27 protein-coding genes are annotated in these 25269 nt (G+C 68.5%); 9 read left to right on the forward strand and 18 right to left on the reverse strand.

What is annotated here, in order from left to right; genetic code table 11:
• Window positions 1-95: 95 nt before the first annotated feature.
• Window positions 96-455, forward strand: coding sequence for a hypothetical protein (locus tag QM732_RS21515; RefSeq protein WP_415658131.1), 360 nt, complete (start codon window positions 96-98; stop codon window positions 453-455).
• Window positions 456-458: 3 nt separating this feature from the next.
• On the opposite strand, the gene QM732_RS21520 is transcribed toward QM732_RS21515, so the two are convergent.
• Together QM732_RS21520 and QM732_RS21525 are read right to left on the reverse strand one after the other, a co-directional pair.
• The gene (locus tag QM732_RS21520) at window positions 459-1400 is read right to left on the reverse strand and encodes a nucleoside hydrolase (RefSeq protein WP_415658132.1); all 942 of its coding nucleotides are present in this window, start codon (window positions 1398-1400) and stop codon (window positions 459-461) included.
• Entirely contained in the window at window positions 1397-2170 is a 774-nt protein-coding gene (locus tag QM732_RS21525; RefSeq protein ID WP_415658133.1) for a fumarylacetoacetate hydrolase, read from the reverse strand. The genes QM732_RS21520 and QM732_RS21525 overlap by 4 nt, the downstream gene beginning before the upstream one ends.
• 46 nt (window positions 2171-2216) lie before the next feature.
• On the opposite strand from QM732_RS21525, the gene QM732_RS21530 reads away from it, so the two are divergent.
• The 3 genes from QM732_RS21530 (at window position 2217) to QM732_RS21540 (ending at window position 5937) form a co-directional block, all read left to right on the forward strand.
• Window positions 2217-3122 carry a hypothetical protein gene (locus QM732_RS21530; RefSeq protein ID WP_415658134.1) on the forward strand — a complete coding sequence of 302 codons (906 nt, stop codon included), beginning with the start codon at window positions 2217-2219 and terminating at the stop codon, window positions 3120-3122.
• Window positions 3123-3245: 123 nt separating this feature from the next.
• Window positions 3246-3527, forward strand: coding sequence for a DUF3567 domain-containing protein (locus QM732_RS21535; RefSeq protein WP_415658135.1), 282 nt, complete (start codon window positions 3246-3248; stop codon window positions 3525-3527).
• Window positions 3528-3621: 94 nt separating this feature from the next.
• Window positions 3622-5937 carry an ATP-binding protein gene (locus QM732_RS21540; RefSeq protein WP_415658136.1) on the forward strand — a complete coding sequence of 772 codons (2316 nt, stop codon included), beginning with the start codon at window positions 3622-3624 and terminating at the stop codon, window positions 5935-5937.
• 2 nt (window positions 5938-5939) lie between these two features.
• Here QM732_RS21540 and QM732_RS21545 read toward each other — a convergent pair whose 3' ends face one another.
• The 4 genes from QM732_RS21545 to QM732_RS21560 are packed head-to-tail and all read right to left on the reverse strand — an operon-like array spanning window position 5940 to window position 8598.
• Window positions 5940-6461 (reverse strand): GNAT family N-acetyltransferase, encoded by a 522-nt coding sequence (locus QM732_RS21545; protein ID WP_415658137.1) that lies wholly within the window; start codon window positions 6459-6461, stop codon window positions 5940-5942.
• A gap of 14 nt (window positions 6462-6475) precedes the next feature.
• Window positions 6476-6994 carry a GNAT family N-acetyltransferase gene (locus QM732_RS21550; RefSeq protein ID WP_415658138.1) on the reverse strand — a complete coding sequence of 173 codons (519 nt, stop codon included), beginning with the start codon at window positions 6992-6994 and terminating at the stop codon, window positions 6476-6478.
• Window positions 6991-7566, reverse strand: coding sequence for a helix-turn-helix domain-containing protein (locus tag QM732_RS21555; protein ID WP_415658139.1), 576 nt, complete (start codon window positions 7564-7566; stop codon window positions 6991-6993). Before QM732_RS21555 ends, QM732_RS21550 begins: the two co-directional genes overlap by 4 nt.
• Before the next feature lie 30 nt (window positions 7567-7596).
• A complete protein-coding gene (locus QM732_RS21560) occupies window positions 7597-8598 on the reverse strand; it encodes a questin oxidase family protein (RefSeq protein ID WP_415658140.1) in 1002 nt (333 codons plus the stop codon).
• A 51-nt stretch (window positions 8599-8649) separates the two neighbouring features.
• On the opposite strand from QM732_RS21560, the gene soxR reads away from it, so the two are divergent.
• From soxR to QM732_RS21575, 3 genes are all read left to right on the forward strand, one after another.
• On the forward strand, window positions 8650-9108 hold the full coding sequence (gene soxR, locus QM732_RS21565; RefSeq protein ID WP_415658141.1) for a redox-sensitive transcriptional activator SoxR: 459 nt from the start codon (window positions 8650-8652) through the stop codon (window positions 9106-9108).
• 65 nt (window positions 9109-9173) lie between these two features.
• A complete protein-coding gene (locus tag QM732_RS21570; protein WP_415658142.1) occupies window positions 9174-9899 on the forward strand; it encodes a hypothetical protein in 726 nt (241 codons plus the stop codon).
• 100 nt (window positions 9900-9999) lie between these two features.
• Entirely contained in the window at window positions 10000-10776 is a 777-nt protein-coding gene (locus QM732_RS21575) for a ferredoxin--NADP reductase (protein ID WP_415658143.1), read from the forward strand.
• On the opposite strand, the gene QM732_RS21580 is transcribed toward QM732_RS21575, so the two are convergent.
• Window positions 10777-11781, reverse strand: a complete 1005-nt coding sequence (locus QM732_RS21580; protein WP_415658144.1) for a bile acid:sodium symporter family protein — start codon at window positions 11779-11781, stop codon at window positions 10777-10779.
• 94 nt (window positions 11782-11875) lie between these two features.
• On the opposite strand from QM732_RS21580, the gene QM732_RS21585 reads away from it, so the two are divergent.
• Complete coding sequence (locus tag QM732_RS21585; RefSeq protein ID WP_415658145.1) at window positions 11876-12790, forward strand: LysR family transcriptional regulator; 915 nt, start codon at window positions 11876-11878, stop codon at window positions 12788-12790.
• Here QM732_RS21585 and QM732_RS21590 read toward each other — a convergent pair.
• From QM732_RS21590 to QM732_RS21635, 10 genes are all read right to left on the reverse strand, one after another.
• Window positions 12777-13598 (reverse strand): LytR/AlgR family response regulator transcription factor, encoded by an 822-nt coding sequence (locus tag QM732_RS21590; RefSeq protein ID WP_415658146.1) that lies wholly within the window; start codon window positions 13596-13598, stop codon window positions 12777-12779. The genes QM732_RS21585 and QM732_RS21590 overlap by 14 nt on opposite strands.
• Before the next feature lie 16 nt (window positions 13599-13614).
• A complete protein-coding gene (locus QM732_RS21595; protein ID WP_415658147.1) occupies window positions 13615-14019 on the reverse strand; it encodes a hypothetical protein in 405 nt (134 codons plus the stop codon).
• The gene (locus QM732_RS21600) at window positions 14016-15464 is read right to left on the reverse strand and encodes a sensor histidine kinase (protein WP_415658148.1); all 1449 of its coding nucleotides are present in this window, start codon (window positions 15462-15464) and stop codon (window positions 14016-14018) included. Before QM732_RS21600 ends, QM732_RS21595 begins: the two co-directional genes overlap by 4 nt.
• A 172-nt stretch (window positions 15465-15636) precedes the next feature.
• Window positions 15637-16206: a YceI family protein gene (locus tag QM732_RS21605; RefSeq protein ID WP_415658149.1), complete on the reverse strand. Its 570-nt coding sequence runs from the start codon at window positions 16204-16206 to the stop codon at window positions 15637-15639.
• 35 nt (window positions 16207-16241) lie between these two features.
• Entirely contained in the window at window positions 16242-16775 is a 534-nt protein-coding gene (locus QM732_RS21610) for a YceI family protein (RefSeq protein WP_415658150.1), read from the reverse strand.
• Window positions 16776-16791: 16 nt separating this feature from the next.
• Window positions 16792-17328 (reverse strand): cytochrome b, encoded by a 537-nt coding sequence (locus tag QM732_RS21615; RefSeq protein WP_415658151.1) that lies wholly within the window; start codon window positions 17326-17328, stop codon window positions 16792-16794.
• Between the two features lie 102 nt (window positions 17329-17430).
• Complete coding sequence (locus QM732_RS21620) at window positions 17431-18285, reverse strand: DMT family transporter (RefSeq protein WP_415658152.1); 855 nt, start codon at window positions 18283-18285, stop codon at window positions 17431-17433.
• Between the two features lie 102 nt (window positions 18286-18387).
• Window positions 18388-19107, reverse strand: coding sequence for a site-2 protease family protein (locus QM732_RS21625; protein WP_415658153.1), 720 nt, complete (start codon window positions 19105-19107; stop codon window positions 18388-18390).
• Window positions 19107-19985 (reverse strand): DUF2167 domain-containing protein, encoded by an 879-nt coding sequence (locus tag QM732_RS21630; protein WP_415658154.1) that lies wholly within the window; start codon window positions 19983-19985, stop codon window positions 19107-19109. The genes QM732_RS21625 and QM732_RS21630 overlap by 1 nt, the downstream gene beginning before the upstream one ends.
• Before the next feature lie 85 nt (window positions 19986-20070).
• The gene (locus QM732_RS21635; protein WP_415658155.1) at window positions 20071-20850 is read right to left on the reverse strand and encodes a substrate-binding periplasmic protein; all 780 of its coding nucleotides are present in this window, start codon (window positions 20848-20850) and stop codon (window positions 20071-20073) included.
• 125 nt (window positions 20851-20975) lie between these two features.
• Between QM732_RS21635 and QM732_RS21640 the strand changes: the two genes are divergently transcribed.
• Window positions 20976-21488 (forward strand): DUF4440 domain-containing protein, encoded by a 513-nt coding sequence (locus tag QM732_RS21640; protein ID WP_415658156.1) that lies wholly within the window; start codon window positions 20976-20978, stop codon window positions 21486-21488.
• A 56-nt stretch (window positions 21489-21544) separates the two neighbouring features.
• Here QM732_RS21640 and QM732_RS21645 read toward each other — a convergent pair whose 3' ends face one another.
• Window positions 21545-25087, reverse strand: a complete 3543-nt coding sequence (locus tag QM732_RS21645; RefSeq protein WP_415658157.1) for an indolepyruvate ferredoxin oxidoreductase family protein — start codon at window positions 25085-25087, stop codon at window positions 21545-21547.
• Window positions 25088-25269: the final 182 nt, after the last annotated feature.

Here is a 25269-nt window from a genome sequence, read left to right on the forward strand (position 1 = left end):
GACCTGCCCGGGTTTCCACACTTCTGGGAGTTCGCAGAGCGCCAGGACAATGTGCGAACGCTGCCGTCACGCGCAGTGAGCTTTGGGGGGAGCCCATGTTCGTTGTCTATGGCTGGCTCAAAGAACGGCGGCCGCTGTCGCAGCTGGCACGCTGCTACTGCTTTGTCTGCCAGCGCCACCGGCAGTGGGTGCTGCTTCAGGAGACCGAGTGGGTGACGCTGTTTTACATGCGCACCCTGCCCTTCAGGAACAAGTACTCGACGGTGTGCGAGGGCTGCGGCGACGAAATCGCCCTCTCCAAACCAGAGGCGCGGCGGCTGCAGGCATCGGACGCTGGCGAGGTCTCTGCGACGCTGGAACGCTCCCAGCTGGCTGGCAAGAATGAGGTTCAGCGCAACTTCCTCATCGCCAACCGCATGGTCAGAGAGCAGGAGCACAACGGCACATCCGCCTGACTCTCAGCCCAGCCGCGCCAGCCGCTGTGTCAGCAACGCGAAGAAGCCGTCCGCGTCGACGTGGCGCAGCACCTGCGCGTTGGCGGGCAGCTCAGTGACGGCCCACCAGTCGATGACGGTCATGCCGCGCGTGAGCTCGCTCTTCGTCTCGATGCGCACATTGCAGTCGCGGCTGGAGAACAGCTCGGGCTTGAGCAGGAAGGCGATGACGCACGGGTCGTGCAGCGGGCCGCCGTCCTGGCCGTACTTCTGCTCGTCGTAGCGCTCGAAGAACTCCATCCAGGCCGCAACGGCGGTGCCCACGCGGTTGGGCAGAGCGCGCAGCGCTGCGATTCGCGCTGCCGTCGTCAGCGCCTCATGCGTGACGTCCAGCGGCGCCATCGTGATGGGCACGCCGCTCGTGAAGACCTCATGGGCGGCCTGCGGGTCGACGTAGATGTTGAACTCGGCCGCCGGCGTCACGTTGCCGCCCTCGAAGAAGCCGCCGCCCATCAGCACGATGCGGCGGATGCGCGGCGCGATGTCCGGAGCCTGGCGCAGCGCGAGCGCAATGTTGGTCAGCGGGCCCAGCGGGCACAGCGTCACCGTCCCGGCCTCTTGTTCGCGCAGCGTCTGGATGATGAAGTCCACCGCATGGCGCGGGTCCAGCGCCAGCGTGGGCTCGGGCAACTCCACGCCGTTCAGGCCGGTGTCGCCGTGCACATGCTCGGCGGTGACCAGCGGCACGTCCAGCGGCCGGTCGGCACCGGCGCAGACGGGCACGTCGCGCCGCCCCGCCAGCTCCATGACCTTGCGGGCGTTCAGCGTCGTCAGCGCCAGCGGCACGTTGCCGGCCACCGTCGTCACCCCCAGCAGCTCCAGCTCGGGCGAGGCGGCCGCCAGCAGCAGTGCGATGGCATCGTCCTGGCCGGGGTCCGTGTCGATGATGATGGGCAGGGGTTTCATGGCGTGTCGGGGGCAATGTCGAGGTCGATGGCGCCGAACAGGCTGACGCCCTCGGCGGTCTTGAGGTCCAGGTGCAGGCTGTCGCCTGGCGCGAGGGCCAGGCCCAGCGGTTCCAGCGCTGCACCGGCCAGTTGCCCCGCGCGCAGAGCCCGCAGCCGGGCCAGGCGAGCCAGCGCCTCGCCGGGAGATGCGGCCACGTCGCGCGGCTCCAGCTTGCTGCCGTTGTGCAAGGCCAGCAGGCGGGCCTGCAGGCGGGCGCCGCTCCAGGCGCCGCCCAGTTCGTCGGGCGTGACGGCCAGAGGCGCGCATTGCGTGGCGAGCAGCTCGCCATCGATGCGCCAATCCAGCGCAAACGTCAGCAGGCGCAGCGCGTCCAGTGCCGCGGCCGGATCGCTGGCAGCGGCCAGGTCGCCCGTGATGGCAGCCAGCACAGGCCGGCCCTGGGCCGGCGCTCGCAAGGGCTGGTGCGGCGCCGAGATGCTGCCGGCTTCGCGCTGTACGCCACCATCGGCATCGACGACGGCCCAGCCATAGGCGCGCGGCAGCGGTGCCAGGCACTTCTCGGGCTCGAAGGCGAAGGCATGGCGCAGCTTGCCATGGTTGAGCTGCACGGCGAGGTCTTCGAGCTGGGGCGCGATGAAGCCCCAGTCGTCGAGCACCTGCTGCAGCCGCGTGGCGATGCCGGTGGCGTAGTGGGCCTGGGTGAGGTCGCGCGAGACGACGACCAGGTGGCCGTCGCGCGAGCCGTCGGCGTAGCTGGCGAGTTTCATGTGAGGGAGTCCGGGAAGCGGCCGGGGAAGATGGCAGCATTGTGCGATGCGCGCCGCCCCGCTCCCTTCCCGTGCCGCCTGGCTGGCGCTTGTGGCCAGCCTGCTCGCCCATGCGGCACTGCTGGTTGGTGGAAGTCCGCGCGCAGAGGCGGTCCGGCCGGCCCGGGCCGTCAGCGTCGCCCTGTCGCCGCCCACCCCACCCGTCGCCCTGCCCGAACCGGCACCACCCGCCCCACCCCAACCCACGGCGCGCGCCAGCCGAGCGGGCGAGCAGCCACCGGCGCCTGCCGTCGTCGACGCGCCGGTCAAACCGCCCGAGGTGCCACCGCTGCGCCTGGCCGGCCCGGCGGCCTGGCACTACCGACTGCGCCAGGGCGGCCAGGATGGCGAGGCCTGGCTGGACTGGCGCCCCGAGGCCGATGGCCGCTACAGCCTGCGTCTGACGCGCCTCATTGGCGAGCGCGCCCTGCCCGCGCTGGAGAGCCTGGGCCGTACCGGCAGCGCCGGGCTGGCCCCGGAGCGTTTCGCGATGCAGCGCGGCGGCCAGGACCGCCAGGCCATCAACTTCGACAGCGAGGGGCGGCATGTCAGCTTCTCTGCCAGCCCGGCCCTGCTCGACCTGCCCGAGGGGGCGCAGGACCGGCTCTCCTGGTGGCTGCAGCTTGCGGCGCTGGTCCAGGCCTCTGGAGCCGAGGCCAGCGCGCCGGGCGGGCGCTGGCGGGTCTGGGTGGCGGGCCTGCGCGGCGAGCTGCGCGAATGGGTCTTCGAAGCCGTCGCGGCTGCGCCCGAGGACGCCGAGATGCTGCATCTGCGCCGCCAGCCCCTGGGCCCCCACGACCCGGGCGTCGAGCTGTGGCTGGATCCGGCGCGCGGCTGCTGGCCGGTGCGCCTGCGCCAGGGTGACCCTGAAACGCGTGGTTTCGAAATCAACCTGTCCGACGTGAACTCCTGACGCTTCCTACGCGTTACCCGGGCGAGGGATCGGCAGAACACCGAGGCGTTCTGCCAGTATCTGGAGCGAGCGGGGCTTGAAAACAGTGGCCCCACCCGCAGTTGAAGCCCCGAGGAGAACTCCATGCACATGCTCTACAACTCCGACAGCTTCATCGTCGTCCAGTTCGACGTGCCGACCGCCGAGCTCCACGCCGTGGAGGAAGGGCCGCAGCTCAACCGCGGCGGCTTCGAGATCGTCGACAAGTTCGCCCGCAAGGAGATCTTCATCGAGGGCGCGCTGGCGGAATCCTTCCAGCAGGGCGTGCAGGCGCTCATCGCCGAGGGCGAGCCCTCCGAGGACGAACTCGACGCCTTCATCGAGCGCTATGCGCTGATGGGCCAGCAGCCGGTCGTGATGCACTGAACGGTTAAGAGCCTGGCGACGCATTGATCTGCCGCCAAGCCTGATACAAGATGGGTCAACGCCGGCCGCCCCGGGCCGCGCAAGGAGCCCATCGATGGTGAAGCGAGTCGCCGCAGAGACAGCCCCCCGGGCGTCCGCTGCCCGCGTGCTGCCCTCGCCCGGCCTGGACAGCGCCCCGGTGCTGGATCGCATGTGCTCGCAGTTCGTGCTGACGCTGACCGTGCGGCACGCCGGCCGCTTCAACCTGCGGCGCGACTTCAATGGCCTGCTCTCCTTCACCGGTCGCCACCTCGTCTGGCCCACCCGGGTGCTGCAGCGGCTGCGCGGCTATCTGAGCCTGCGTTGCGCCGGCAACGAGCTGTGGCGCGGCCACGAGGCGCTCAACGACGAAGCCTTCCTCGACCGCTTCGGCCAATGGAGCGGCCCCTTCTCGGAAGGCACGCTGTTCTTCTACCTCGACGAGTACGTCAAGGACGCGCCCAAGGACATGATGGCCTTGCTGGCCACCACCTGCGAACACCTGGACCGCCAGCTCAAGCGCGAATCCACGCTGGTCGAGAAGAACATTGCCGCGCTGGGCAAGCTGCTGCAGCTCAACCCGGCCGAGCGGGCCATCCTGCTCTACGGCACGCTGGCCCGCTACCAGCGCGAGCTGCGCGGGGCCCTGGTCGAGTTCAAGGTCAACACGGCGCAGGAAGCCTTCGCAGCCATCGCGGCCGTCGCCGGCGTGGACGAGCGTGAGGTCGCCGAGGCGCTGCGCGCCGGCTCGCGGCTGGAGCGCATCGGCATGGTGGAGAACCTGATCTCCGAGCACAACATCACCGACCTGGCCGACCTGATGAAGGTCAGCGACCAGTTGCCGCCGGTGCTCATGCGCGAGTACCAGGGACCGCACGACCTGATGGCCGTGTTCACGCGGCCGGCCGCCCCGAGCCTGCTGGCGCCCACCGACTTCCAGTTCGTCGCTGACGACCTGACCCTGCTGCAGGGCCTGCTGCGCCAGGCTGTGACCACGCATGCCAGCGGCGTCAACGTGCTGCTCTACGGTCCGCCGGGTACGGGCAAGACGGAGCTGGCCAAGGTAGCCGCCGCCGCCGCGGGGCTGGACCTGTATGAGGTCGAGTACGCCGACCGCGACGGCAACTCGCTGTCGGGCCGCGACCGCTACCGCTCGCTGCAGATCAGCCAGGTCTTCCTGAAGGCCAGCGCCAACGTGGCGCTGTTGTTCGACGAGGTGGAGGACGTATTCCCGCCGCTGTCCAGCGACACGGCCTCGCTGCTGAGCCGGCTGGATGCAAGCGGCGAAGCCGGCATCGGCAACTCGGTCAGTGGCAAGGCCTGGGTGAACCAGATTCTCGAGACCAACCCCGTGCCCGTCATCTGGGTCACCAACCGCATCGAACAGATCGACCCGGCCTTCCGGCGCCGCTTCCAGTACCACCTGGAGCTGAAGTCGCCGCCGCCCGGCGCTCGCCAGGGCCTGGTGGCGCGGGCGCTGGCCGATGTGGCCGTCAGCGAGGGTTTCATCGCCAAGCTGGCCGAGCGGCCCGGCCTGACACCCGCGCAGATCCGCACGGCCGTGCGCTTCGCGCAGCTGGCCGGATCGGCCGGCGACGCCGAGAAGCTCATCGAGCGCCAGCTGCTCAACGCCGACAAGGCCCTGGGCCGCGACGACGCCAGCAGCCTCGCGCGACCCTGCGTGACGCGCTACGCGCTGGAACTGCTGAACTGCGAGAGCCGCTTCGAGATCCCGCGCATCGTCGAGGCGCTGCGCCGACAGGGACGGGGCCAGCTGTGCTTCTATGGCCCGCCCGGCAGCGGCAAGACCGCCCTGGCCGAACACATCGCCCAGGCGCTGGGTCGGCCGCTGATGGTGAAGCGGGCCAGCGACATCGCCAGCAAGTTCGTCGGCGAGACCGAGCAGAACATGGCCCGCATGTTCGAGGCGGCGCAAACCGAAGGCGCCGTGCTGCTGCTGGACGAGGCCGACAGCTTTCTGCGCAGCCGCAGGCATGCGGAGCGCAACTACGAGGTCAGCGAGGTCAACGAGATGCTGGCCGGCATGGAGCGCTTCGGCGGGCTGTTCATCTGCACCACCAACCTCTTCGACGACCTCGACGAGGCGGCATTGCGGCGCTTCGCGTTCAAGATCCGCTTCAAGGCCTTGAAGCCCGAGCAGCGCGCGGCAATGTTCGAGCGCGAGGCGGGCGAGGCCCCCACCGACGAGCAGCGCTCAAGGCTCGCCGCGCTGGACTGCCTGACGCATGGCGACTTCGCGGCCGTGCGCCAGCAAGTCGAGATCCTCGGCGAGGCCTTCACGCCCGACGAGTTCCTGGCACAGCTGGAGGCCGAACATCGGGCCAAGCCAGAGGTGAGGGAGCGGCGGGGGATCGGGTTCAGGACGGGCTGAACTCAGCCGTCGACGGGCAGGACGGGCGTGTCCAGCACCAACTGATAGAAGCCCAGGTCCAGCCAGCGGCCGAACTTGAACCCGGCCTGGCGGATGGTGCCGCAGTGCACGAAGCCGAGTTTCTCGTGCAGCGCGATGCTGCCCTGGTTGGCGATGTCGATGCCGCCGACCATGACATGCATCTGCTGCTGCCTCGCGGCCGCGATGAGGCGCTCCATCAACAGCATTCCCAGGCCCTTGCCGCGATGGTCCTTGTGCACATAGACCGAGTGCTCGACCGAGTACTTGTAGGCCGGCCAGGCCCGAAACGTGCCGTAGCTCGCAAAGCCGAGCAGGCGCCCCTGGCCGTCCACCGCCCCTATGACCGGAAAGCCATGGGCCTGCTTGGTCTTGAACCAGCCGTCCATGGATTCCCGCGTGCGCGGCTTGTAGTCGTACAGCGCCGTCGAGTTGACGATGGCCTCGTTGAAGATGTCGAGGATGGCGTCGGCATGCTCATCCAGGTTGCAATCGATGAACTCCATGCGGCGCTCCCGGTTCAAAGCTGGCGAAAGTAGTAAGTCGTCGAGCACGCCGGCCCGTCCGGCATCAACGCGAAGTTCGGGATGTCGCCGGCTCTCAGCCATCCCATCCGCTCGTACACCCGTGACGCATCGCTGCCCGTGACGGTGTCCAGCACCAGCGTCGTGCGGCCCAGCTCGCGCGCCTTCGCTTCCAGCGCCCGCAACAACCGCTCGGCCACACCCCGGCGGCGCGCGCCCCGATGCACCAGCATCTTGCTCACGTCCGCCCGGTGCGGCTGGTTGTCCGGCATGTCGACGACAAGGGACAGCGTGCCGCATATGCGGCCATCCTCGCCCTCGGCAACGAACAGATGACGCTCGCCCGCCGCCACTGCGGCGGCCACCTTGCGCCAGAACCCCTCCGGACGCCCTTCGGCCAGCGGCAGCATGAAGCCCACCGACGCACCGCCCTCCACACAGTCACGCAGCACCTGCGCCAGTTCGCCGACGCGGGCCGCGGCTTCGGTGCCGTCGAGTTCTCGGATCGTGCTCATGGCCTGGCTCCGGTCAGGGCGACGAGGTAGCGCGCCGCGCTGTCGCCCGGGTTGTGAAAGGCGATGGGCGCATCCAGCCGCACGGCCAGGCAGTCGCCGGCGCCGAGCTGCCACTGCTCGCTGCCATGGGTGATCTGCATGACGCCGTCGATCATCCAGATCAACTGGTGGATGTCGGCATCGCGCTGCGAGGTTTCGAAGGCGACCCGCTGGCCGGCGGGGAAGACGACGTCCACCAGCTGCAGCGGCGACACGCCGGGCGGTGAGACGTTGCGGCGGCGGTAGCCCGAGGCCGGGTCGCTCCAGACCGGCTGCTCGTCCACGCGGGCCAGTGGCGACGGTGCGGCCGGTGGATTGGCGTCCGGTCCCGCCTCGAACATCGATGCGACGCTGACGCCCAGCGCCGACGACAGCTTGTCGAGGACGACGGCCGTCGGGCTGCTCTGGCCGCGTTCGATCAGCGAGATATTGGAGCGGCTGACGCCGCTCTTCTGGGCCAGCGCGTCCAGCGACAGGCCGGCGGCCGCGCGCAGTTCATGCAGCCTGCGCCCGATGCGTTGCGTGATGTCCATGCATTCCAGTTTACTGGAATTTTCTATCCATCAAAATGGAATAGCACGTTCGGCGGCGCAGCGCCAGGCCGGATCGGGCCAGCGACGGTCCAGGCGCCACGCAGCGTGGACGAGCTTGATGACGTGGGCGTCGTCCTGCCCGCAGGCCGCCGCGCTCAGCGCCGGCCAGCTGCGGCCGGGCTCGCGGTCCAGCACAAGCGCCGGCCCGACGCCTGCAGCCAGCAGCCCGGCCGCGGCAGCGACGCTGAAGCCGCGCGCCAGCTCGGGCGCCGGCCACCACGGCTGCAGCACGCTCATCGCATGGCTGCCCGTCAGCAGATGCAGCACGGTGAAGTTGCCGGTGAAGGCATAGGTGCGGGCGGCGAGCAGGGCGATGTCGCGCAGCGTGCCGGGTCCATGCTGCAGCCGGGGGGCGATGGCAGCGAAATCGGGCGAAGCGCCCCAGGCTTGCATGCGGTCGCTGATCAGGCCTGCCGCCGACCCAGGGGCCGGACGGGGCAGCTTCTGCAAGGCCTGCAACCAGTCAGCCCGCGTCAGCGGCGGGCCGCCGGCGGTCGTCGCCAGCGGCAGATAGTGGGCCGCCCAGTGGGCCAGACCGAAGGCGAGTTCTCCCTCATGGCCGGCGAGCACGGCGTGGGCGGTGCGGATCAGCCCATGGAAGGCGATGGCGCCTGCACCATCAAGCAGCAAAGGCAGAGCTTCGCGCAGCGCGGCCGCCGCGCCGATGGCCGCGATGCGCGCGGCGAAATGGGCATGCCAGGCAGCCTCGCTATCGGTCCGGCCCAGATCACGCTCCTGGGCGATGCGGCCCGGCCGCGCCGCGACGCGAGGCTCCAGCTGGGTCTCGTGATGCTCGCTCCAGGCCTGCAGCCGTTCGGCCGAGGCACCCAGCTCCAGCAGCGCCTGCTGGGCCATGGGGAGGTGGTTGCTAAGCCGTCCGCGATAGGTGGGCGACAGCGCCGCCCCCGCGTCGAGCAGGTGGTGCAGCTGCGCCAGGGTGGCAGGAGCGGGCGTGGCGGTCTTCATCGGCATGACGGGTCTCGGCTGTGGGAACATGGCGGCATGCTCGAAGTTCAAGTTAACTTGAAGTCAAGTTCCCCTGCTCCCTTAAGCATCGGCCAGCTCGCCCAGCGCGCCGGCGTCGCGGCCAGCGCCCTGCGCTTTTACGAGTCCGAGGGCCTGATCGCCGGCAGCCGCAGCGCCGGCGGGCACCGCCAGTACCCGCGCCACGTGCTGCGCCGCGTGGCCTTCATCCGCGCGGCCCAGGTCGTCGGGCTGAGCCTGCCGCAGATCAAGGCCGCGCTCGCCACGCTGCCCGAGGGACGCACGCCCACCAAGGCGGACTGGGCGCGGCTGTCGGCCAGCTGGGCGCCCGTGCTGGACGAACGCATCGCGGCCTTGCAAAGGCTGCGCGACCGGCTGACGGGCTGCATAGGCTGTGGCTGCCTGTCGCTCAAGGCCTGCGCGCTCTACAACCCGAACGACGCGGTCGGCGAGTCCGGGGCCGGGCCGCGCCTGCTGGATCGTCCCGACGCGTCATGATTCCCGCAGGCCGGCCGGTGCAGAATCAGCCGTGTCGTAACGCGCGAGTTCCAGGGAGAAACGGCATGGATTCCAGGGCCAAGGCCTGCACACTGCTGCTTTGCATGATGCTGGGCGCCTGCGCCAGCCGCCGTCCGGCTGACGCGGACCTGCGCCACATGGTGATCCAGGCCGCACCCGAAGAGACGCAGGCCCCGACACCGCAGACCAAGGGCGGTGCAGCGGGGTCCAGCGCGCTCAAGGGCGGCGGCGGCGGCCTGGCGGTGGGCGCGCTGATCTGTTCCGTGCTGATCCCCTTCGCCGCGCCCGGCTGCCTGGGCATCGTGGCCCCCATTACCGTGACGACGGGGGCCGTCAGCAGCGGCGTCATCGGCGGCGCAGTCACGAACAACACCGACCTGGCGCCCGCCGAGTTGACGGCCCGGCTGGACACGGCGGCCTCCCAGCAACAACTCATCGCCTTGCTGCAGCAGCATGCACAGGGACAGGGACAGGGCGGCGTGACAGGCGCCACCCAGCCGCCCGCCTATGCGCTGAGCGTGAAGCTGGCCGACCTGCGCATGACGCGGGTCAAGGAAGGCAGCCCCACGCCGCTGGTGCTGCTGGCTCGGGCACAGATCCAGGCCGCCGGCGTTGACACGCCGGTCTGGACCAAGGACTACCGCATCATCGGCACCGACAAGCGGCCAGCGGCGGAATGGGCTGCAATGCCCGATGCCAGCCCCATCGAATCGTTGCTGGGCCGGCTGGCCGAGCGCATCGCCACCGACCTTTCGCCGCACAAGAGCTGAGGCCCGGACAGGCACGAAGCCCCCTGGCTGACCCCCATGCGACAAGGGGGTGGCAACTCAAGGCGAAAATCGCGGGGTTAACCCGCAACCTTCATCGCCCATGAGTGCCTTTCACGAAGAGACCGTCCTGACCGTCCACCACTGGACCGACCGCCTGTTCAGCTTCACGACGACGCGCGACCAGGCCCTGCGTTTTTCCAACGGCCACTTCACGATGATCGGCCTCAAGACCGAGACGGGCAAGCCGCTGCTGCGCGCCTACAGCATCGTCAGCGCCAACTACGAAGAGAACCTGGAGTTCCTCAGCATCAAGGTGCCGGACGGCCCGCTGACCTCGCGCCTGCAGCACATCAAGCCGGGCGACAAGATCATCGTCGGCCGCAAGCCCACGGGCACGCTGCTGATCGACTACCTGCTGCCGGGCAAGAACCTCTACCTGCTGGGCAGCGGCACGGGCCTGGCGCCCTTCATCAGCATCGTGCGAGACCCCGAAACCTACGAGCGCTTCGAGAAGGTCATCATCGTGCACGGCGTGCGCGAGGTGGCCGAGCTGGCCTATCACGACCACCTCAGCGTGGACCTGCGCCAGCACGAGTTCCTCGGCGAGTACGCCAGCGAGCAGCTGCTGTACTACCCGACCGTGACCCGCGAGCCGTACAAGAACATGGGCCGCATCACCGACCTCATCCAGACCGGCAAGCTGCAGGCCGACCTGGGCCTGCCGCCGCTGAATCCCGAAGAAGACCGCATCATGCTGTGCGGCAGCCCCGCGCTGCTGAAGGATATGCAGGAGATGCTGGAGATCCGCAAGTTCAAGGAAGGCAGCACGACGACGCCGGGCGACTACGTCATCGAGCGGGCCTTCGTCGAGAAGTAATCAGCGTTGCAGCGCCGGCTCGGGCCGCGGCCCGACGGCGTAGCGCCGCGCCAGCGGTGCGCACACCATCAGCTGCAGCTGGTGGAACACCATCAGCGGCAGCACCAGCAGGCCCACGGCCTGGCCGGCGAACAGGATCTGGGCCATGGGCACACCGCTGGCCAGGGTCTTCTTTGAGCCGCAGAAGACGATGGCGATCTCGTCCTCGCGCGAGAAGCCCAGCCGACGGCTGATCACCATCAGCAGCGGCATGACGATGGCCAGCAGCAGCGCGCAGATGCCCAGCAGCGCCAGCAGCGTGGCCGGTGGCAGGTGACGGTACAGGCCCTGTACCGTGGCCGCGCTGAAGGCGCCATAGACGACCAACAAGATAGTGCCCTGGTCGGACCAGCGTATCCAGCCCTTGTGCCTGGCAACCCAGGCTCCGGTCCATCCCTGCAGCAACTGCCCGGCGACGAAGGGCAGCAGCAGCGTGCCGACGATGCCCTCGAAGGTGTGCCAGGACAGCTGCACCGCGCCGCCCTCGGCGGCCGCGCCCACCCAGCGTGCCATCGCGGCCATCAGCAGCGGCGTCAGCGCCATGCCCAGAATGTTGGACGTGGAGGCGCTGCACATGGCCGCCGCCACGTTGCCCCGCGCCACCGAGGTGAAGGCGATGGACGACTGCACCGTGGACGGCAGCGCGCAGATGAAGAGCACGCCGAGATAAAGCGTCGGCCCCACCAGCGGCTCCAGCCAGGGGCGCAGCGCCAGCCCCAGCAGCGGGAACAGCACGAAGGTCGCTGCGAACACGACGGCATGCAGCCGCCAGTGCAGCAGGCCTTCCCAGACCGCGCGGCGCGACAACTTGCTGCCATGCAGGAAGAACAGCAGCGCGATGGCGGCCTGGGTCAGCCCCTGCAGCAGCGCGACACCGCGCCCCTGGGCGGGCAGCAGCATGGCCAGCCCTACGCTGGCGAGCAGCGAGAGCACGAAGTTGTCGGGCATCCAGGCGGGGCGTTTCATGGGCCGCATTGCAGCGGAACGCAAAGAAGTTGGGAAATGGATTAATCGGATGATTTAATCCAACTAGCAAATCAATTGCCCGACACACTCCCCCATGTCCTCACCCCACGTCACGCTGCGCCAGTTGCGCGTGCTGCTGGCCGTGGCCGAGCACCAGGGCTTCGGCCGGGCCGGTGACAGCATCGGCCTGTCGCAGCCCGCAGTCAGCCAGGCGATCCGCGGCCTGGAGGTCGAGCTGGGTTTGAAGCTGCTGGACCGCACGACGCGCGAGGTGGTGCTGACGGCAGCCGGCCAGGCCCTCGTCGGCCCGCTGCGCCGGCTGCTGGGCGAGCTGGACGGCGTGCTGGACGAGGCGCGCGGTTCGGGTGCGGCGGCACGCGGCATCGTGCGCGTGGCAAGCGCACCGACGATCTCGGGCGGGCTGATGCCCCAGGTGCTGGCCGCCGCGCAGCAGCGCTACCCCGATATCCAGGTGCGGCTGGGCGACCAGTCCCAGCAGCTGGCCATCGAGGCGGTGCGCAGCGGCGAGGTGGATTTCGCCGTGCTCGTCGGCATGGACGCCGCCGAGCCGGACCTGGAACAGCAGCCGCTGTTCGATGAGCGCTTCGTCCTCGTCTGCCCCGCGGCACACGAACTGGCCGACCGCCCCCTGCTGAGCCTGCCGGACCTGGGCGGCCGGCCCCTGGTGCTGCTGGACTACAGCTCGGGCAGCCGCCCGCTGATCGACCGCGCCTTCGCGCGCGCGGGCGTGGTTCCACAGGTGGCCCTCGACGTGGGCCACCCGGCCACGGCCTTCCGCATGGTGCAAGCGGGGCTGGGGGTGTCGGTGCTGCCGGCCTTGTCGCTGCCGCTGCCCGACGCCGCGGCGCTGCGCGCCGTGCCGCTGGAGGCTGCGCTGAACCGCCAGGTGGTGCTGGCGCGCCGGCGCCAGCGCACGCTGGCGCCGGCGGCCCAGAAGCTGTGGGAGCTGATCGCCGCACTGGCGGCGCCGCGGCCTACATCCCCTTGAAAAGGTGGGTGTAGCTGCGGCTGACTTCCAGCTTCTCGGCAAGGCCTTTCACGCCCACCAGCTGGCGGCCGCGGAAGTCGCGCGTGATGCCGTCGATCGCACGTGCGTTGACCAGCGTGGAGCGATGGATCTGCCAGAACAACTGCGGGTCCAGCTCGTCCACCAGCTCCTTGATGGGCTTGCGGATCAGCGCCTCCACCTTGGCCGTCTGCACCCGGGTGTACTTCTCGTCGCTGATGAAGAACAGCACGTCCTCGACCGGGATCATCTGGATGGCCTGGCCCACCGTGGCCTGGATCCATTGCAGGTAGTTGGGCTTGCCGCCGCCGCCGCTGACTTGGGCGGACAGCTTGTGCAGCAGCTGCTGCAACGGCGCCGACGAGGTCTCGACCGTCTCGCTGCCCTCGCGCTGGGCCAGGCGCTTCTTGATGCGCGCCACCGTCAGCTGCAGGCGCTCGCGCTCGGCGGGCTTGAGCACGTAGTCGGCCACGCCCTGCTCGAAGGCCTCGACGGCGTACTGATCGTAGGCAGTGATGAAGACGATCTCCGGCACCAGCCAGTCGTCGTCCTCGGGCAACTGGGCGATCTGGCGGGCGGCGTCCACCCCGGTCAGTCCCGGCATGCGGATGTCGAGAAAGACCAGATCGGGCTTGTGTTCCTTGGTCAGCTCGACGGCCTCGAGGCCGTTCTTGGCCTCTGCAACGATGTCCAGCTCGGGCCAGACCTCGGTCAGTCGGCTGCGCAGTTGCTCGCGCATCAAGCGTTCGTCGTCGGCCAGAACGGCGCGGATGGGGGCTGCTGTGTTCATGGCCGCGGATGCTAGATCAGACCGACGTCGATTTGGCAGCGTTGGCGCGGCTGCGGTTGCGCAGCACCACGAAGAGCAGCAGGCCCAGCAGGATCAGCGGCGAGCCGAGCACCGCACCGACGCCCAGCAGGCTGGCGACGATCAGCGCCAGCACGCCGCCGACGATGAGCAGCGGCAGCGCCACGCCCAGCAACAGCACCAGGGGCAGCACGATCACGCAGACGACGCCGGCGACGAACAGGCCGATGCTGGCGCCCAACCAGTCACCGACGCCCCCGCCACCCAGGAAGAACTCGCCGTCGTCCAGCACGATGTGCATGTCCGGCCCGCCATGGTGATGCAGCAGCGCGAAGCCGCCAAACATCGCCATCAGGACCATCAGCGCGGTGCCGATGAACAGGATCTTGAACAGGGTCTTCATGCTGCGGCTCCTTCTTCGTTGCGGCTGCGGTAGGGCACGGTGATGGTGACGACCGTGCCGCTGGGTTGGTTCTCTGTGACGGTGACGCTGGCCTTGCTGCCATGCAGCAGTTGCAGGCGCTCGCGGATGTTGGCCAGGCCCACACCGGTGCCGGAGGTGGCAGCGCGGCCGAAGCCAAGGCCGGTGTCGGCCACCGTGACGGCCAGCTTGCCGTGCACGATCTCCGCCTTGACCTTCAGCGTGCCGCCCTCGGCCTTGGGCTCCAGGCCATGCTTGATGGCGTTCTCGACCAGGCCCTGGATCATCATGGGCGGGAACTCGGCGGACAGCAGGCCCTCGGGCACGTCGATCTCAGTCTGCAGGCGCTCTTCCATGCGCATCTTCAGGATCTCGAGATAGGGACGGATGACGGCCAGCTCGCGGCCCAGGTCGCGCACGGCGCCGTTGGCATTGGCCTCTCGCATGGTGGGCATGGAGGCGCGCAGCAGCGCGATGAGGTTCTTCTGCATCTGGCTGGCGCGCGGCGGGTCCACCTCGATCAGGTGGTCGATGCTGGCCAGCGTGTTGAACAGGAAATGCGGTTCGACCTGGGCCTGCATGGCAGCCATGCGCGCCTCGACGACCTGGCGCTTGAGGGCCTCGCTCTCCGCGTTCTCGGCGGCCTGCGCTGCCTTGACCTCGGCCTGGATGCGGCCCTTGTACATGGCCTTGATGACGGCCGAGGCCAGGATCCACAGGATGGCGAGATCGACCAGGGAGTCGCCGGCGTACACGACGGTGACGCGCCGGCGGCTCTGGGCATCGCGGGCCTCGTCGACGGCCTCCTGCAGGGCGGCCTGGGCTTCGGCGGCGGCCTGCTGGGCCTGCTTGACGTCCTCGGCCTCCTGCTTGAGCTCGCTGAGCTGCTCCTTGGCCTGGTCCACCGCGGCGCGGATGTCCTCGGGACGGGCGCTCTTGGGGAATTCGATCGAGATGCCGGGAGCGTCGTCGGCCTTGGGCTCGCCCCCCTCGTCAGCGGCGGCGCTGGCGGCGGACGCGGAGCGCACGGGCTGGATGCGCAGGCCGCGCTCGTCGATCTTCACTTCGTAGTGCACGCCCTTGTCGCTGCCGCCCTTCGCCGCGGCTTTCTCGGCCGCCTTCTCGGCAGCCTTGCGGGCGAGGTCGGCCGCCTTCTTGGCCTCGGCCTCCAGCTTGGCCTGGCGACGCGCGGCGCTGCGGTCGCTCTGCTCGACCTGCTCGCTGACGCGCCAGGTGAAGGGCGGCAGGTTCTTCAGCACGTTGACGCCGATCAGCAACGCCAGCGACAGCAGCACGAAGCGCTTCCAGCTGATGCCAACCAGCCAGCCGGCGTAGATGTGGAAGTAGCGCACCACTGTCGTGGCAAAGCGCTGCCAGCGCTCGATCCAGAGCTTTTGCTGGGGGCTGGGGGTGAAGGAGGTGCTCATGGCCAGGAATCGTCGTTGGGAGCCACTGTACGCAAGCGTTTTGCGTGGCGTGTGGCCGAAGCGACGCTCCGGCCCGCCCGGGGGACGAACTGCAGCGGCATGCGACAGGCCGTCGAGGCAGAAACGACGAGGCCCGCCGATGGGCGGGCCTCGAGGCGCGAGCCTGCAGCGATTAGGGCTGCTTGATGGCTTCGACCTGGATCAGCAGGCGCACGGCATCGGGAATGGCCGGCACGCCGTAGCTCACGCCCCACTGGCTGCGCTGGATGGTGGTCTCGAAGTCGCCGCCGCAGACCTCGCGCTTCAGGCGCGGGTTCTCGTAGCAGTTGAAGCTGGTGGCCGTCAGCGTGACGGGGTTGGTCTTGTCGCGCAGCGTCAGCACGCCGGACACGCTGGTGACCTTGTCGCCGTTGAAGACGAACTTGTCGCCGACGAACTTGGCGGTCGGGAACTGCTCCACGCCGAAGAAGTCGTTGCCCTTCAGGTGGCCATCGAACGGGCCGATGCCGGTGGAGATGGAGCTCATGTCCAGCGTGATCTCGACCTTGCCGGTCTTGGCGGCCTTGTCCAGCGTGACGGTGCCTTCCTTCTTGTCCCAGCGACCGCGGTTGGTGCTGGTGCCGAAATGCTTGGCCTCGAAGAACACCTGGGTATGGGTGGGATCGATGGCATAGGTGCCACTCTGGGCCTGGGCGGCGCCGGCGGCAGCCAGCAGGGCGGTGAGGAACAGGGCTTTCTTCATCGGGGGTCTCCGAGGGTGGGGTTGGTTGGGTGAGATTACAGGCCGCTGAAGGCCAGCTTGAACTTGACGGTGACGTCGTTGGCGACCATGGAGGTGTCGGCCCATTCGCCGTCGCCGATCTTGAAATCCAGGCGCTTGATGGCCACGCTGCCCGCAGCGACGCCCGAGGCCAGCGTGATCGGCACGACGACGTCGCGGCTGGCGCCCTTGATGGTCAGCTTGCCGGCCACGTCGTACTTGCCGGGGCCGGTGGGCTTGATGCCGCTGGACACGAACGTGGCCTTGCCGTTGCGCTTGGTGTCGAACCACGGCGTGCCAGCCACCTCTTTGTCGAAGCTTGGGTCGCCGAGGGAGACGCTGCCGAGGTCCACCGTGAAGGCGATCTTGCCGGCCTCGGGCTTCTTGGCGTCGAAATCCAGCTGGGCCTCGAACTTGCGGAACTTGCCGTCGACCGGCACGCCCATCTGCTTGAAGGTGAAGCTGAGGTCGCTCTTCTCGGGCTGCAGCGTGGCGGCCTGGACGGGCAGGATTGCCGCGGCGAGCAGCAGGGAGGCGAACAGTTTCGTCATGGCGGAAAGTCCTCGTTCAGGAGCGGCGCAGGGACATGCGGGCCAGCAGGCCGTCGCGGTCGATGAATTGATGCTTGAGCGCACCGGCCACATGGGCCAGCACCAGCGCGGCCAGGCCATAGGCCAGCCAGCCGTGGACCTCTTCCAGCAGCTTGCCGAGATCCTGGTCCTTGGGCACGAAGTCGGGCAGCGGCAGCACGCCGAACCAGACGATGGGGAAGCCCTTCGCCGAGCTCATCGCCCAGCCGGTCAGCGGCACGGCGAAGAAGGCGATGTAGAGCAGGGCGTGCGTGGCGTGCGCGAGACCGGCCTGCCAGGCCGGCATGGGCAGGTCCGCCGGCGGGCGGTGCGTGATGCGCCACAGCAGGCGCAACGCGGACAGCGCCAGGATGGTGACACCTGCCCACTTGTGCCAGTTGTAGAGCTTGAGCCGAGTCGGCGAGAACGGCAGGTCGGCCATGTACACGCCCATGCAGAAGGCGCCGACGATGGCCAGCGCGAGCAGCCAGTGCAGCACGATGGCGACGGGGGTATAGCGGGCGGAGCTCGTCATGGGCATGCAGTGTGTTCCCGGGCGACCGGGGTTCGGTTCATCGGCCTTGTCGCCAATGTTCAGCGATTTTGAACACAGCCGCCCCTCTGGGGTCAATCCGCTTCAGCGGGCACCCTTTTTCAGCCCCACGAGGAAGACTCCACCCAGCACCAGCACCGTGCCAACGGCGATCCAGCCGTTCATCGGCTCGTCGAGGATGAACCACCCCATCAGGATGGTGCTCATGGGCCCCACCATGCCGACCTGGGCCGCCAGGGGCGCACCGATGCGGGAGATGGCCAGCATGACCATCAGCACGGGTGCCACCGTGCAGGCGGTGGCGTTCAGCAGCGACAGCCACAGCACCGGCTCGCTGACCCAGGCATCGCCTAGCGGTCGCAGCGCCAGGAACTGGGCGATGCACAGCACGCAGGCGACGCTGCTGGCCAGGCCGGTCAGTCGCAGCGCACCCAGGCGCTGCACGACCTTGCCGCTGAGCGCCAGGTAGATCGCATAGCTGACGGCGCTGCCGAACACCAGCGCGGCGCCCAGGGCTGTGGCGCTGCCTTCGAAATGCAGCTCATGGGCGAACACCGCGACGACGCCTGCATAGCTGATTGCCAGCGCAAGCACCTGGCGCCCCTGCAGCCGGTGATGGAAGAACAACACCGACAGCAGCAACACCAGCGTCGGGTTCAGGTACAGGATGAGCCGTTCCAGGCTCGCCGAGATGTAGGCCAGGCCGGCGAAGTCCAGATAGCTGGCGAGGTAGTAGCCGGTGAAGCCCAGCACCACGATGTCGCGCCAGTCGCGTGCCGTCAGCCGCGGCTTGCCCCGGCCGGCCCACCAGGCCAGCAGCAGGAACAGCGGGAACGCCAGCAGCATGCGCCACATCAGCAGCGTGACGGCATCGACGCCATGGCGGTAGGCGAGCTTGACGATGATGGCCTTGCCCGAGAAGCCGATGGCGCCCAGCATGGCCATCGCCAGCCCGGATCCAAGGTGGCGCGGCGTCACCGGGCGAAGGAGCGGAACAGCATGGCCCAGTCTAGGACGCGGGCCCTGCGCGTGCCGCGAAGTTCAATGACGCAAATGCGCAAGCATCTCGTGCACTTCGTGGCACATGACGGCAAGGTAGGCAGCCAGCACCAGATAGTAGGTCGCGTACTCCCACTTCACCGCGGCGGGCACCGCGTAGTAGGTCTGGGCCTCGGGGCTGTCGCCGCGGTGCTTCCAGGCCTTGACGAGCTGCGGCCAGGCCAGCACGGCCATCAGGATCAGCATGGGGCTGGGCCGCCAGAAGAACAGCGCGACGAGCAGCGGCGCCCCCAGCAGCCAGATGCGGGGCGACAACACGGCCGTGATGCGGCCGCCGTCGAAGGGCGACAGCGGGATGAGGTTGAACAGGTTCAGGAAAAAGCCGCTGTAGGCCACGGCCAGCAGCCAGTCCGCATCCCAGCTGCGCGCCAGCAGATAGGCCAGCGTCGCGCCCACCGTGCCGAGCAGCGGGCCGCCCAGGCCCACGAATGCCTCGGTCTGTGCGTCGTGAGGCATGTCCTTCAGTTCCACCCAGGCGCCGACGAAGGGGATGAAGGTGGGCGCGCCGACATTCAGGCCCTTGTGGCGCGCCGCGATGAAGTGGCCCATCTCGTGCACGAAGAGCAGCACGATGAAACCGGCCGCATACCGCCAGCCGAAGATCCACGCGTAGACGACCAGCGAGACCAGCATGGTCCCGCCGGTGGTCAGCAGCTTGCCGAACTTGGCGCCCGACAGCGCCAGCGCGAGCAGTTTCAGCATCAGGCCGCCGGCTTCCCGCGCTTGACGAACTTCGTGACCGCCGCACCGATGCCGATGACCGCGATGAAGATGATCTTGGCGAACTTGGCGACGAAAGCGAAGATGACGGCCAGCAGGCCCAGCTTCTTCGCACCCACGCCCAGCACCAGAGCCGCGAGTCCGTACTCCGCGACGTGGTCGGTGGATGCGTCGAAATCCTCGTAGCGCTTGCCCTTGTCGAACTCCAGCGCCCCCAACAGCGCCTTGGCATCGGGCTTCTGCGCCGGCAGCTCCTTCAGGCCGGTGACGAAATTCAGGCTCAGGTAGCCCTCGCGGCCCAACGCGTAGGTGTTGTAGTTGACGCCCTGGCCGGCATCGGCCGGCGCACCTTTCTCCTTGGAGCTCATCGCCCAGACGAGACGGTGGGTCGTCGCCTCGTAGGCCGGCACCTCCGCCCATCCGGTGATCTCGATGGGCGCCACGCCCATCTTCCTGCGCTCCTCGTTGCCGGCCTCGGTACCTTCCTTGTAGCTGGCCAGCAGGTCGTCGGCCTTCCATTCCTTGGCGTCGCCGTCCTTGACGTAGCCAGACGCGATGTAGCGCAGCGTCGCGAACCACTGCGCATCGCCCTGGGGAAAGATCAGCCCGGTCAGCTCGCTATGTTCGCCCGGGTTTCCCATCGCGGTCAGCAGCTTGCCGGCCTGGGGCTGCGGGATGAAGACGCGATCGGCCGGCAGGTGCAGCGTGGCCTGGCCGGCGATGGCGATGTCGGCTGGGCCGGCCTTGGCCGCCGCCTTGGCTTCGGTCCAGGCGGGGTTCTCGGGTGTGTCGGCCGCGCGGGCCGTGCAGCCCAGGCACAGGACGATGGCGGCCAGCAGGCCGTGCAGCATGTTCTTCATGTCTTCTCCCTTGGAAAGGGCCGCAGTCTAGGCAGGCCCGGGCGCCGTCCCGCTCAGGGATTGCGAGCCGAGGGGAAGTTTCACTTCAGCTCAGTCCGTAGCCGGCCCGCAGCCGGCCGGCCGCGCCGCTGGCCTCCAGCGCCCGCATGGCGGCAAGGACGCGGGCGAGGCGCTCCGGTGCCAGGCCGGGCGTGTAGGCCAGCAGCAGGTCCTGCCGCCGAAAGACGGCAGGCAGGATACGCACCTGGTCCTGCAACCCCTGCGCCTGGATCGCACGCCGCAGCGAGGACTCCGAGTCGTAGAGGAACCGGGCCCGCGCGCCGACGAGCTTGCGCAGGTTCTGGTCAATGGTCGTCGCGCCATCGTCCACGTCGAGCCCCGCCTGCTCCCGAAGGAAGGCGGCGTAACCACTGCCCTTGGTGGTGAGCACACGCCCCTCGCCACCGAGCGCGCGCAGGTCGCCGAAGCCACGCACCTGCTCTGCCTGCGTGTCCGAGGCCAGCACCGCAATCTGGTGGAAGATGGTGTAGATGCGCGGGTTGTCGGCGAAGCGGAACAGTGCCTCGCGCTCGGGCGTCTTCAGCATCGCGAAGAACACTTCGATGCGGCCTGCCGCCAGGTCCTGCTCGATGCGCAGTGTCGGCAGCATCTCCTGCAAGCCGGTGAAGTCCAGGCCAGGTTCGATGCGCTTGAGCGCCTGGATGTACTCGATGCAAAAGCCCTGCGGCCCGACGCCACCCGGGTTGTACTTGTGCGCGAAGCCGGCCTGGGCGGACGAGCGCAGGACCAGGGGTTGTGGTTGAGCCTGGGCGGCCGGCAGCAACCCTGGCATCAGGCCGAGTTGCAGGGCGAGGCGGCGACGCATGCGTCGCACTTTAGGTGACGGGTGCCCCCGCGTCGCGTCACGTCTGTGCGCACATCGGCGTTTTTCCGCGCTGCGCCCGATCTCGGCCTGTCGTTCAATGCGCGCAACAAGGCAAGGAAAACGTGATGGTGGCGCTCAACAACCCGAGACGGATGCCACGCACGGCGGCGGCAGCCCTGCTGCTGATGGCGCTGGGCAGCGGCTGCACGACGACGCCGCGGCTGAGCGTATCGCCGCCGCTGCGCTGCGACGATCCGCGCAGTCAGTGTGTCAACGACTTGATGCAGGCGCTGCAAGAGTGGAAGGACGCCTACAACGCTCGCGATGCGCGGCGGCTGCAGTCGCTGTATGCGCCGGGCGCACTGATCACCGACGACGAGTATTCAGCCGTGCCCCTGGAGGGTGCCGCGCTGCCCGAGTTCTTCGACCAGATGGCGCAACGGCCTACGGCGCGCATGCGCTGGATCGTTGGCAACCTGAAGCTGTTCGGCGACACGGCCGTGCGCTCGGGCGAGTATGAGTTCAGCGAGCAGTCCGGCGGCCAGGTCCGCAACAAGCCGGCGCGCTACAGCTTCGCCTACCAGCGCATCGGGGGCCGCTGGCTCATCGTGCTGCAACACTCGACAGTCCGTCCCTGAATGGACGAAGCCCCGCGGCTGCGGGGCTTCGAAGGTGCATCAACGCAGACGCGCGGTCAGACCTTGGCCAGCAGCGTGTCCCACTTGGCCTTGGCAGCCTTCTCGTGGCGAGCCTTCACGTGGCCGTAACCACGGATGTCCTCCGGGACGCGGGCCAGCTCGACGGCCGCCGCCAGTGACTCGGGGCTCAAGCCGGCCAATGCCTTCTCGATGCCGGCGCGATAGTCGGCAATCCAGCGGCGCTCCATCCTGCGCTCCTCGGTGTAGCCGAAGACGTCGAAGGCCGTGCCGCGCAAGCCCTTCATCCCGGCCAGCAGGCCGAAGGCGGGACGGATCCAGCTGCCGAAGGGGCGCTTCACCAGCTCGCCCTTGTCGTTCTTCTTCGCGAACAGCGGCGGCGCGAGATGGTGCACCAGCTTGTAGTTGCCCTCGAACATGCCGGCGACCTTGTTGGTGAACGCAGCGTCGGTGTGCAGGCGCGCGACCTCGTACTCGTCCTTGTAGGCCATCAGCTTGAACAGGTAGCGGGCGACGGCCTCGGTCAACGAGGTCTTGCTGCCCAGGCGGCCTTCAGCCGCGCGCACCTTGTCGACGAAGGCCTGGTACTCGGCAGCGTAGGCAGCGTTCTGGTAGCCGGTCAGGAAGTCCACGCGCTTGGCGACGATCTCGTCCACGCTCTGGCGCTTGACGAGCTGGATGACGGCCTGGGCCGCATACAGGGCCTGCACGGCCTTCAGGTCATGCGCGCAGCGACGGCCCCATTCGAAGGCGGCCTTGTTGTTGTCGATCTGCACGCCGTTGAGCTCGATGGCGCGCATCAGCGCGTCGTAACTGAGCGGGATGCGGCCCTGCTGCCAGGCATAGCCCAGCATCAGCGGGTTGGTATAGAGCGAATCGCCCAGCAGCTTGACGGCCACGTCCTCGGCATCGAAGGCGCCCAGGTGGCCTTCGCCAACGGCCTTGCCCAGCGCCTGCTCGCAGGCCGTCCCCGGGAAACTCCAGTCCGGGTCGTTCACCAGCGTCGCCGTCGGCGAGCCGTGCGTGTTCAGCGCCACGAAGGTTCGGCCCTCGCGCATGACGGCCAGCGTGCTCTTGTTGGCAGCCACGATGGCGTCGCAGGCGATGACGAGGTCGGCCTCGGCGGTGCCGACCTTCGTGCAGTAGATCGCCTCCGGCGTGTTGGCGATCTGGATGTGGCTCCAGGTCGCACCGCCCTTTTGCGCCAGGCCTGCAGCATCCTGCGTAATGACGCCCTTGCCTTCCAGGTGCGCCGCCATGCCCAGCAACTGGCCTATGGTGATGACGCCCGTGCCGCCCACGCCGGCGACGACGATGCCCCAGGCCTCGTCGGCATTCGGGACGACGGGCATGGGCAGCATGCCCAGCGCCGCGTCGAAGGGGCTCTTGCGCCCCTCCTTCTTGGGCTTCTTCAGCTCGCCGCCCTCGACGGTGACGAAGCTGGGGCAGAAGCCCTTCACGCAGGAGTAGTCCTTGTTGCAGGTGTTCTGGTTGATCTGGCGCTTGCGGCCGAAGTCGGTCTCCAGCGGCTCCACGCTCAGGCAGTTGGACTGGATGGAGCAGTCGCCGCAGCCCTCGCAGACCAGCTCGTTGATGACGACGCGCTTGGCCGGGTCGACCATCTTGCCGCGCTTGCGGCGACGGCGCTTCTCGGTGGCGCAGGTCTGGTCGTAGATGATGGCCGTGGTGCCGGGGATCTCGCGGAACTCGCGCTGGATGCGGTCCAGCTCGTCGCGGTGGTGCACCGTGACGCCGGGGGCCAGCGCCACACCTTCGTACTTGGCCGGATCGTCGGTGACGATGACCAGCTTCTTGACGCCTTCCGAGATCACGCTGTTCATGATCTGGATGACGGTGTGGCCTTCGGGGCGCTCGCCCACGGTTTGGCCGCCGGTCATCGCGACGGCGTCGTTGTAGAGGATCTTGTAGGTGATGTTCACGCCTGCGGCGATGCTCTGGCGGATGGCCAGGCTGCCGCTGTGGAAGTAGGTGCCGTCGCCCAGGTTGGAGAAGATGTGCTTCTCGTTCGTGAACGGCGCTTGGCCCACCCAGGGCACGCCCTCGCCGCCCATCTGCGTGAAGGTGGCCGTGCTGCGGCCGGGCATCCAGGTCACCATGTAGTGGCAGCCGATGCCGCCCACGGCGCGCGAGCCCTCGGGCACGCGCGTGGACGTGTTGTGCGGGCAGCCGGAGCAGAACCACGGCGTGCGGTCGGCACCACCGGCGGTCTTCTCCTCTGCCTTCAGCGAAGCCTCCTTGGCATCGATGACCGCCAGGCGTGCGTCCAGGCGCGCGACGATGTCGCTGTCCACGCCCAGCTTCTTCAGCCGCTTGGCGATGGCGCGGGCGATGATGGCCGGCGTCAGGTCGGCCTGCGGGCGCAGCAGCCAGTGGTCGCTGGGATTCGGCACGCTCCACTCGCCGCCCTCGCCGTCCCCGGCGTCGAACTTGCCGAGCACGTTGGGGCGCACGTCGGAGCGCCAGTTGTAGAGCTCCTCCTTGACCTGGTACTCGATGATCTGGCGTTTCTCCTCGACCACCAGGATCTCCTGCAGGCCCTTCGCGAACTCGCGCGCCACCTGCGCCTCCAGTGGCCACACGACGTTGACCTTGTGCAACCGGATGCCGATGCGCCGGCAGGTGTCGTCGTCCAGGCCCAGGTCATGCAGCGCCTGGCGCGTGTCGTTGAAGGCCTTGCCGCTGGTGATGATGCCGAAGCGGTCGCTGGCCCCTTCGATGACGTTGTAGTTCAGGCGGTTGGCGCGGATGTAGGCCAGCGCGGCATACCACTTGAAGTTCATCATGCGCGACTCCTGCTCCAGCGGCGGATCGGGCCAGCGGATGTGCAGGCCGCCCGGCGGCACGACGAAGTCCTCGGGCAGGATGATGTTGACGCGGTCGGGGTCGACGCTGACCGAGGCCGACGACTCGACGATCTCCTGGATGGTCTTCATCCCAGCCCAGAGGCCGGAGAAGCGGCTCATCGCGAATGCATGCAGGCCCATGTCCAGGATGTCCTGCACGCTGCTGGGGAAGAAGGTTGGGAAGCCGACCGCCTTGAACACGTGGTCGCTCTGGTGCGCCGCCGTGGAGCTCTTGGCGATGTGGTCGTCGCCGGCAATGGCGATGACGCCGCCATGCTTGGACGTGCCGGCCATGTTGGCGTGCTTGAACACGTCGATGCAGCGGTCGACTCCTGGCCCCTTGCCATACCAGAGCCCGAACACGCCGTCGAACTTGGCCTTCTCGGGGAACAGGTCCAGTTGCTGCGTGCCCCACACGGCCGTTGCGCCCAGTTCCTCGTTGACGCCCGGCTGGAACACGATGTTCTGCTTGGCCAGATGCTTCTTGGCGGCCCACAGCGCCTGGTCGTACCCCCCCAGCGGCGAGCCGCGGTAGCCGCTGATGAAGCCGGCCGTGTTCAGGCCGGCCATCGCGTCACGCGTGCGCTGCAGCATGGGCAGGCGCACCAACGCCTGGACGCCGCTCATGAAGGCGCGGCCATGGTCCAGCGCGTACTTGTCGTCCAGCGTGACGGTCTGCAGCGCGCGCAGGACGTGTTCGGGCAGCGGGGCGTTCATCGGATGGGTGCTCCTGGGGTGGCGACCCGTTCGACCTGCCCTTGTGAGGCGGCCGCGCGGGCCATGGGCCAGTATGGCCGGACCGGGCAGTGTATGGAAATGAGGGCGCGGAGTGCTTTCTCAATTACGCCCTGAAATCGGTCTTGCGGCAATTTTCTTGCTTGAATTGGCAGAATTCGTTT

Source organism: Roseateles sp. (assembly GCF_047654805.1).
Lineage (GTDB): Bacteria > Pseudomonadota > Gammaproteobacteria > Burkholderiales > Burkholderiaceae_C > Pelomonas.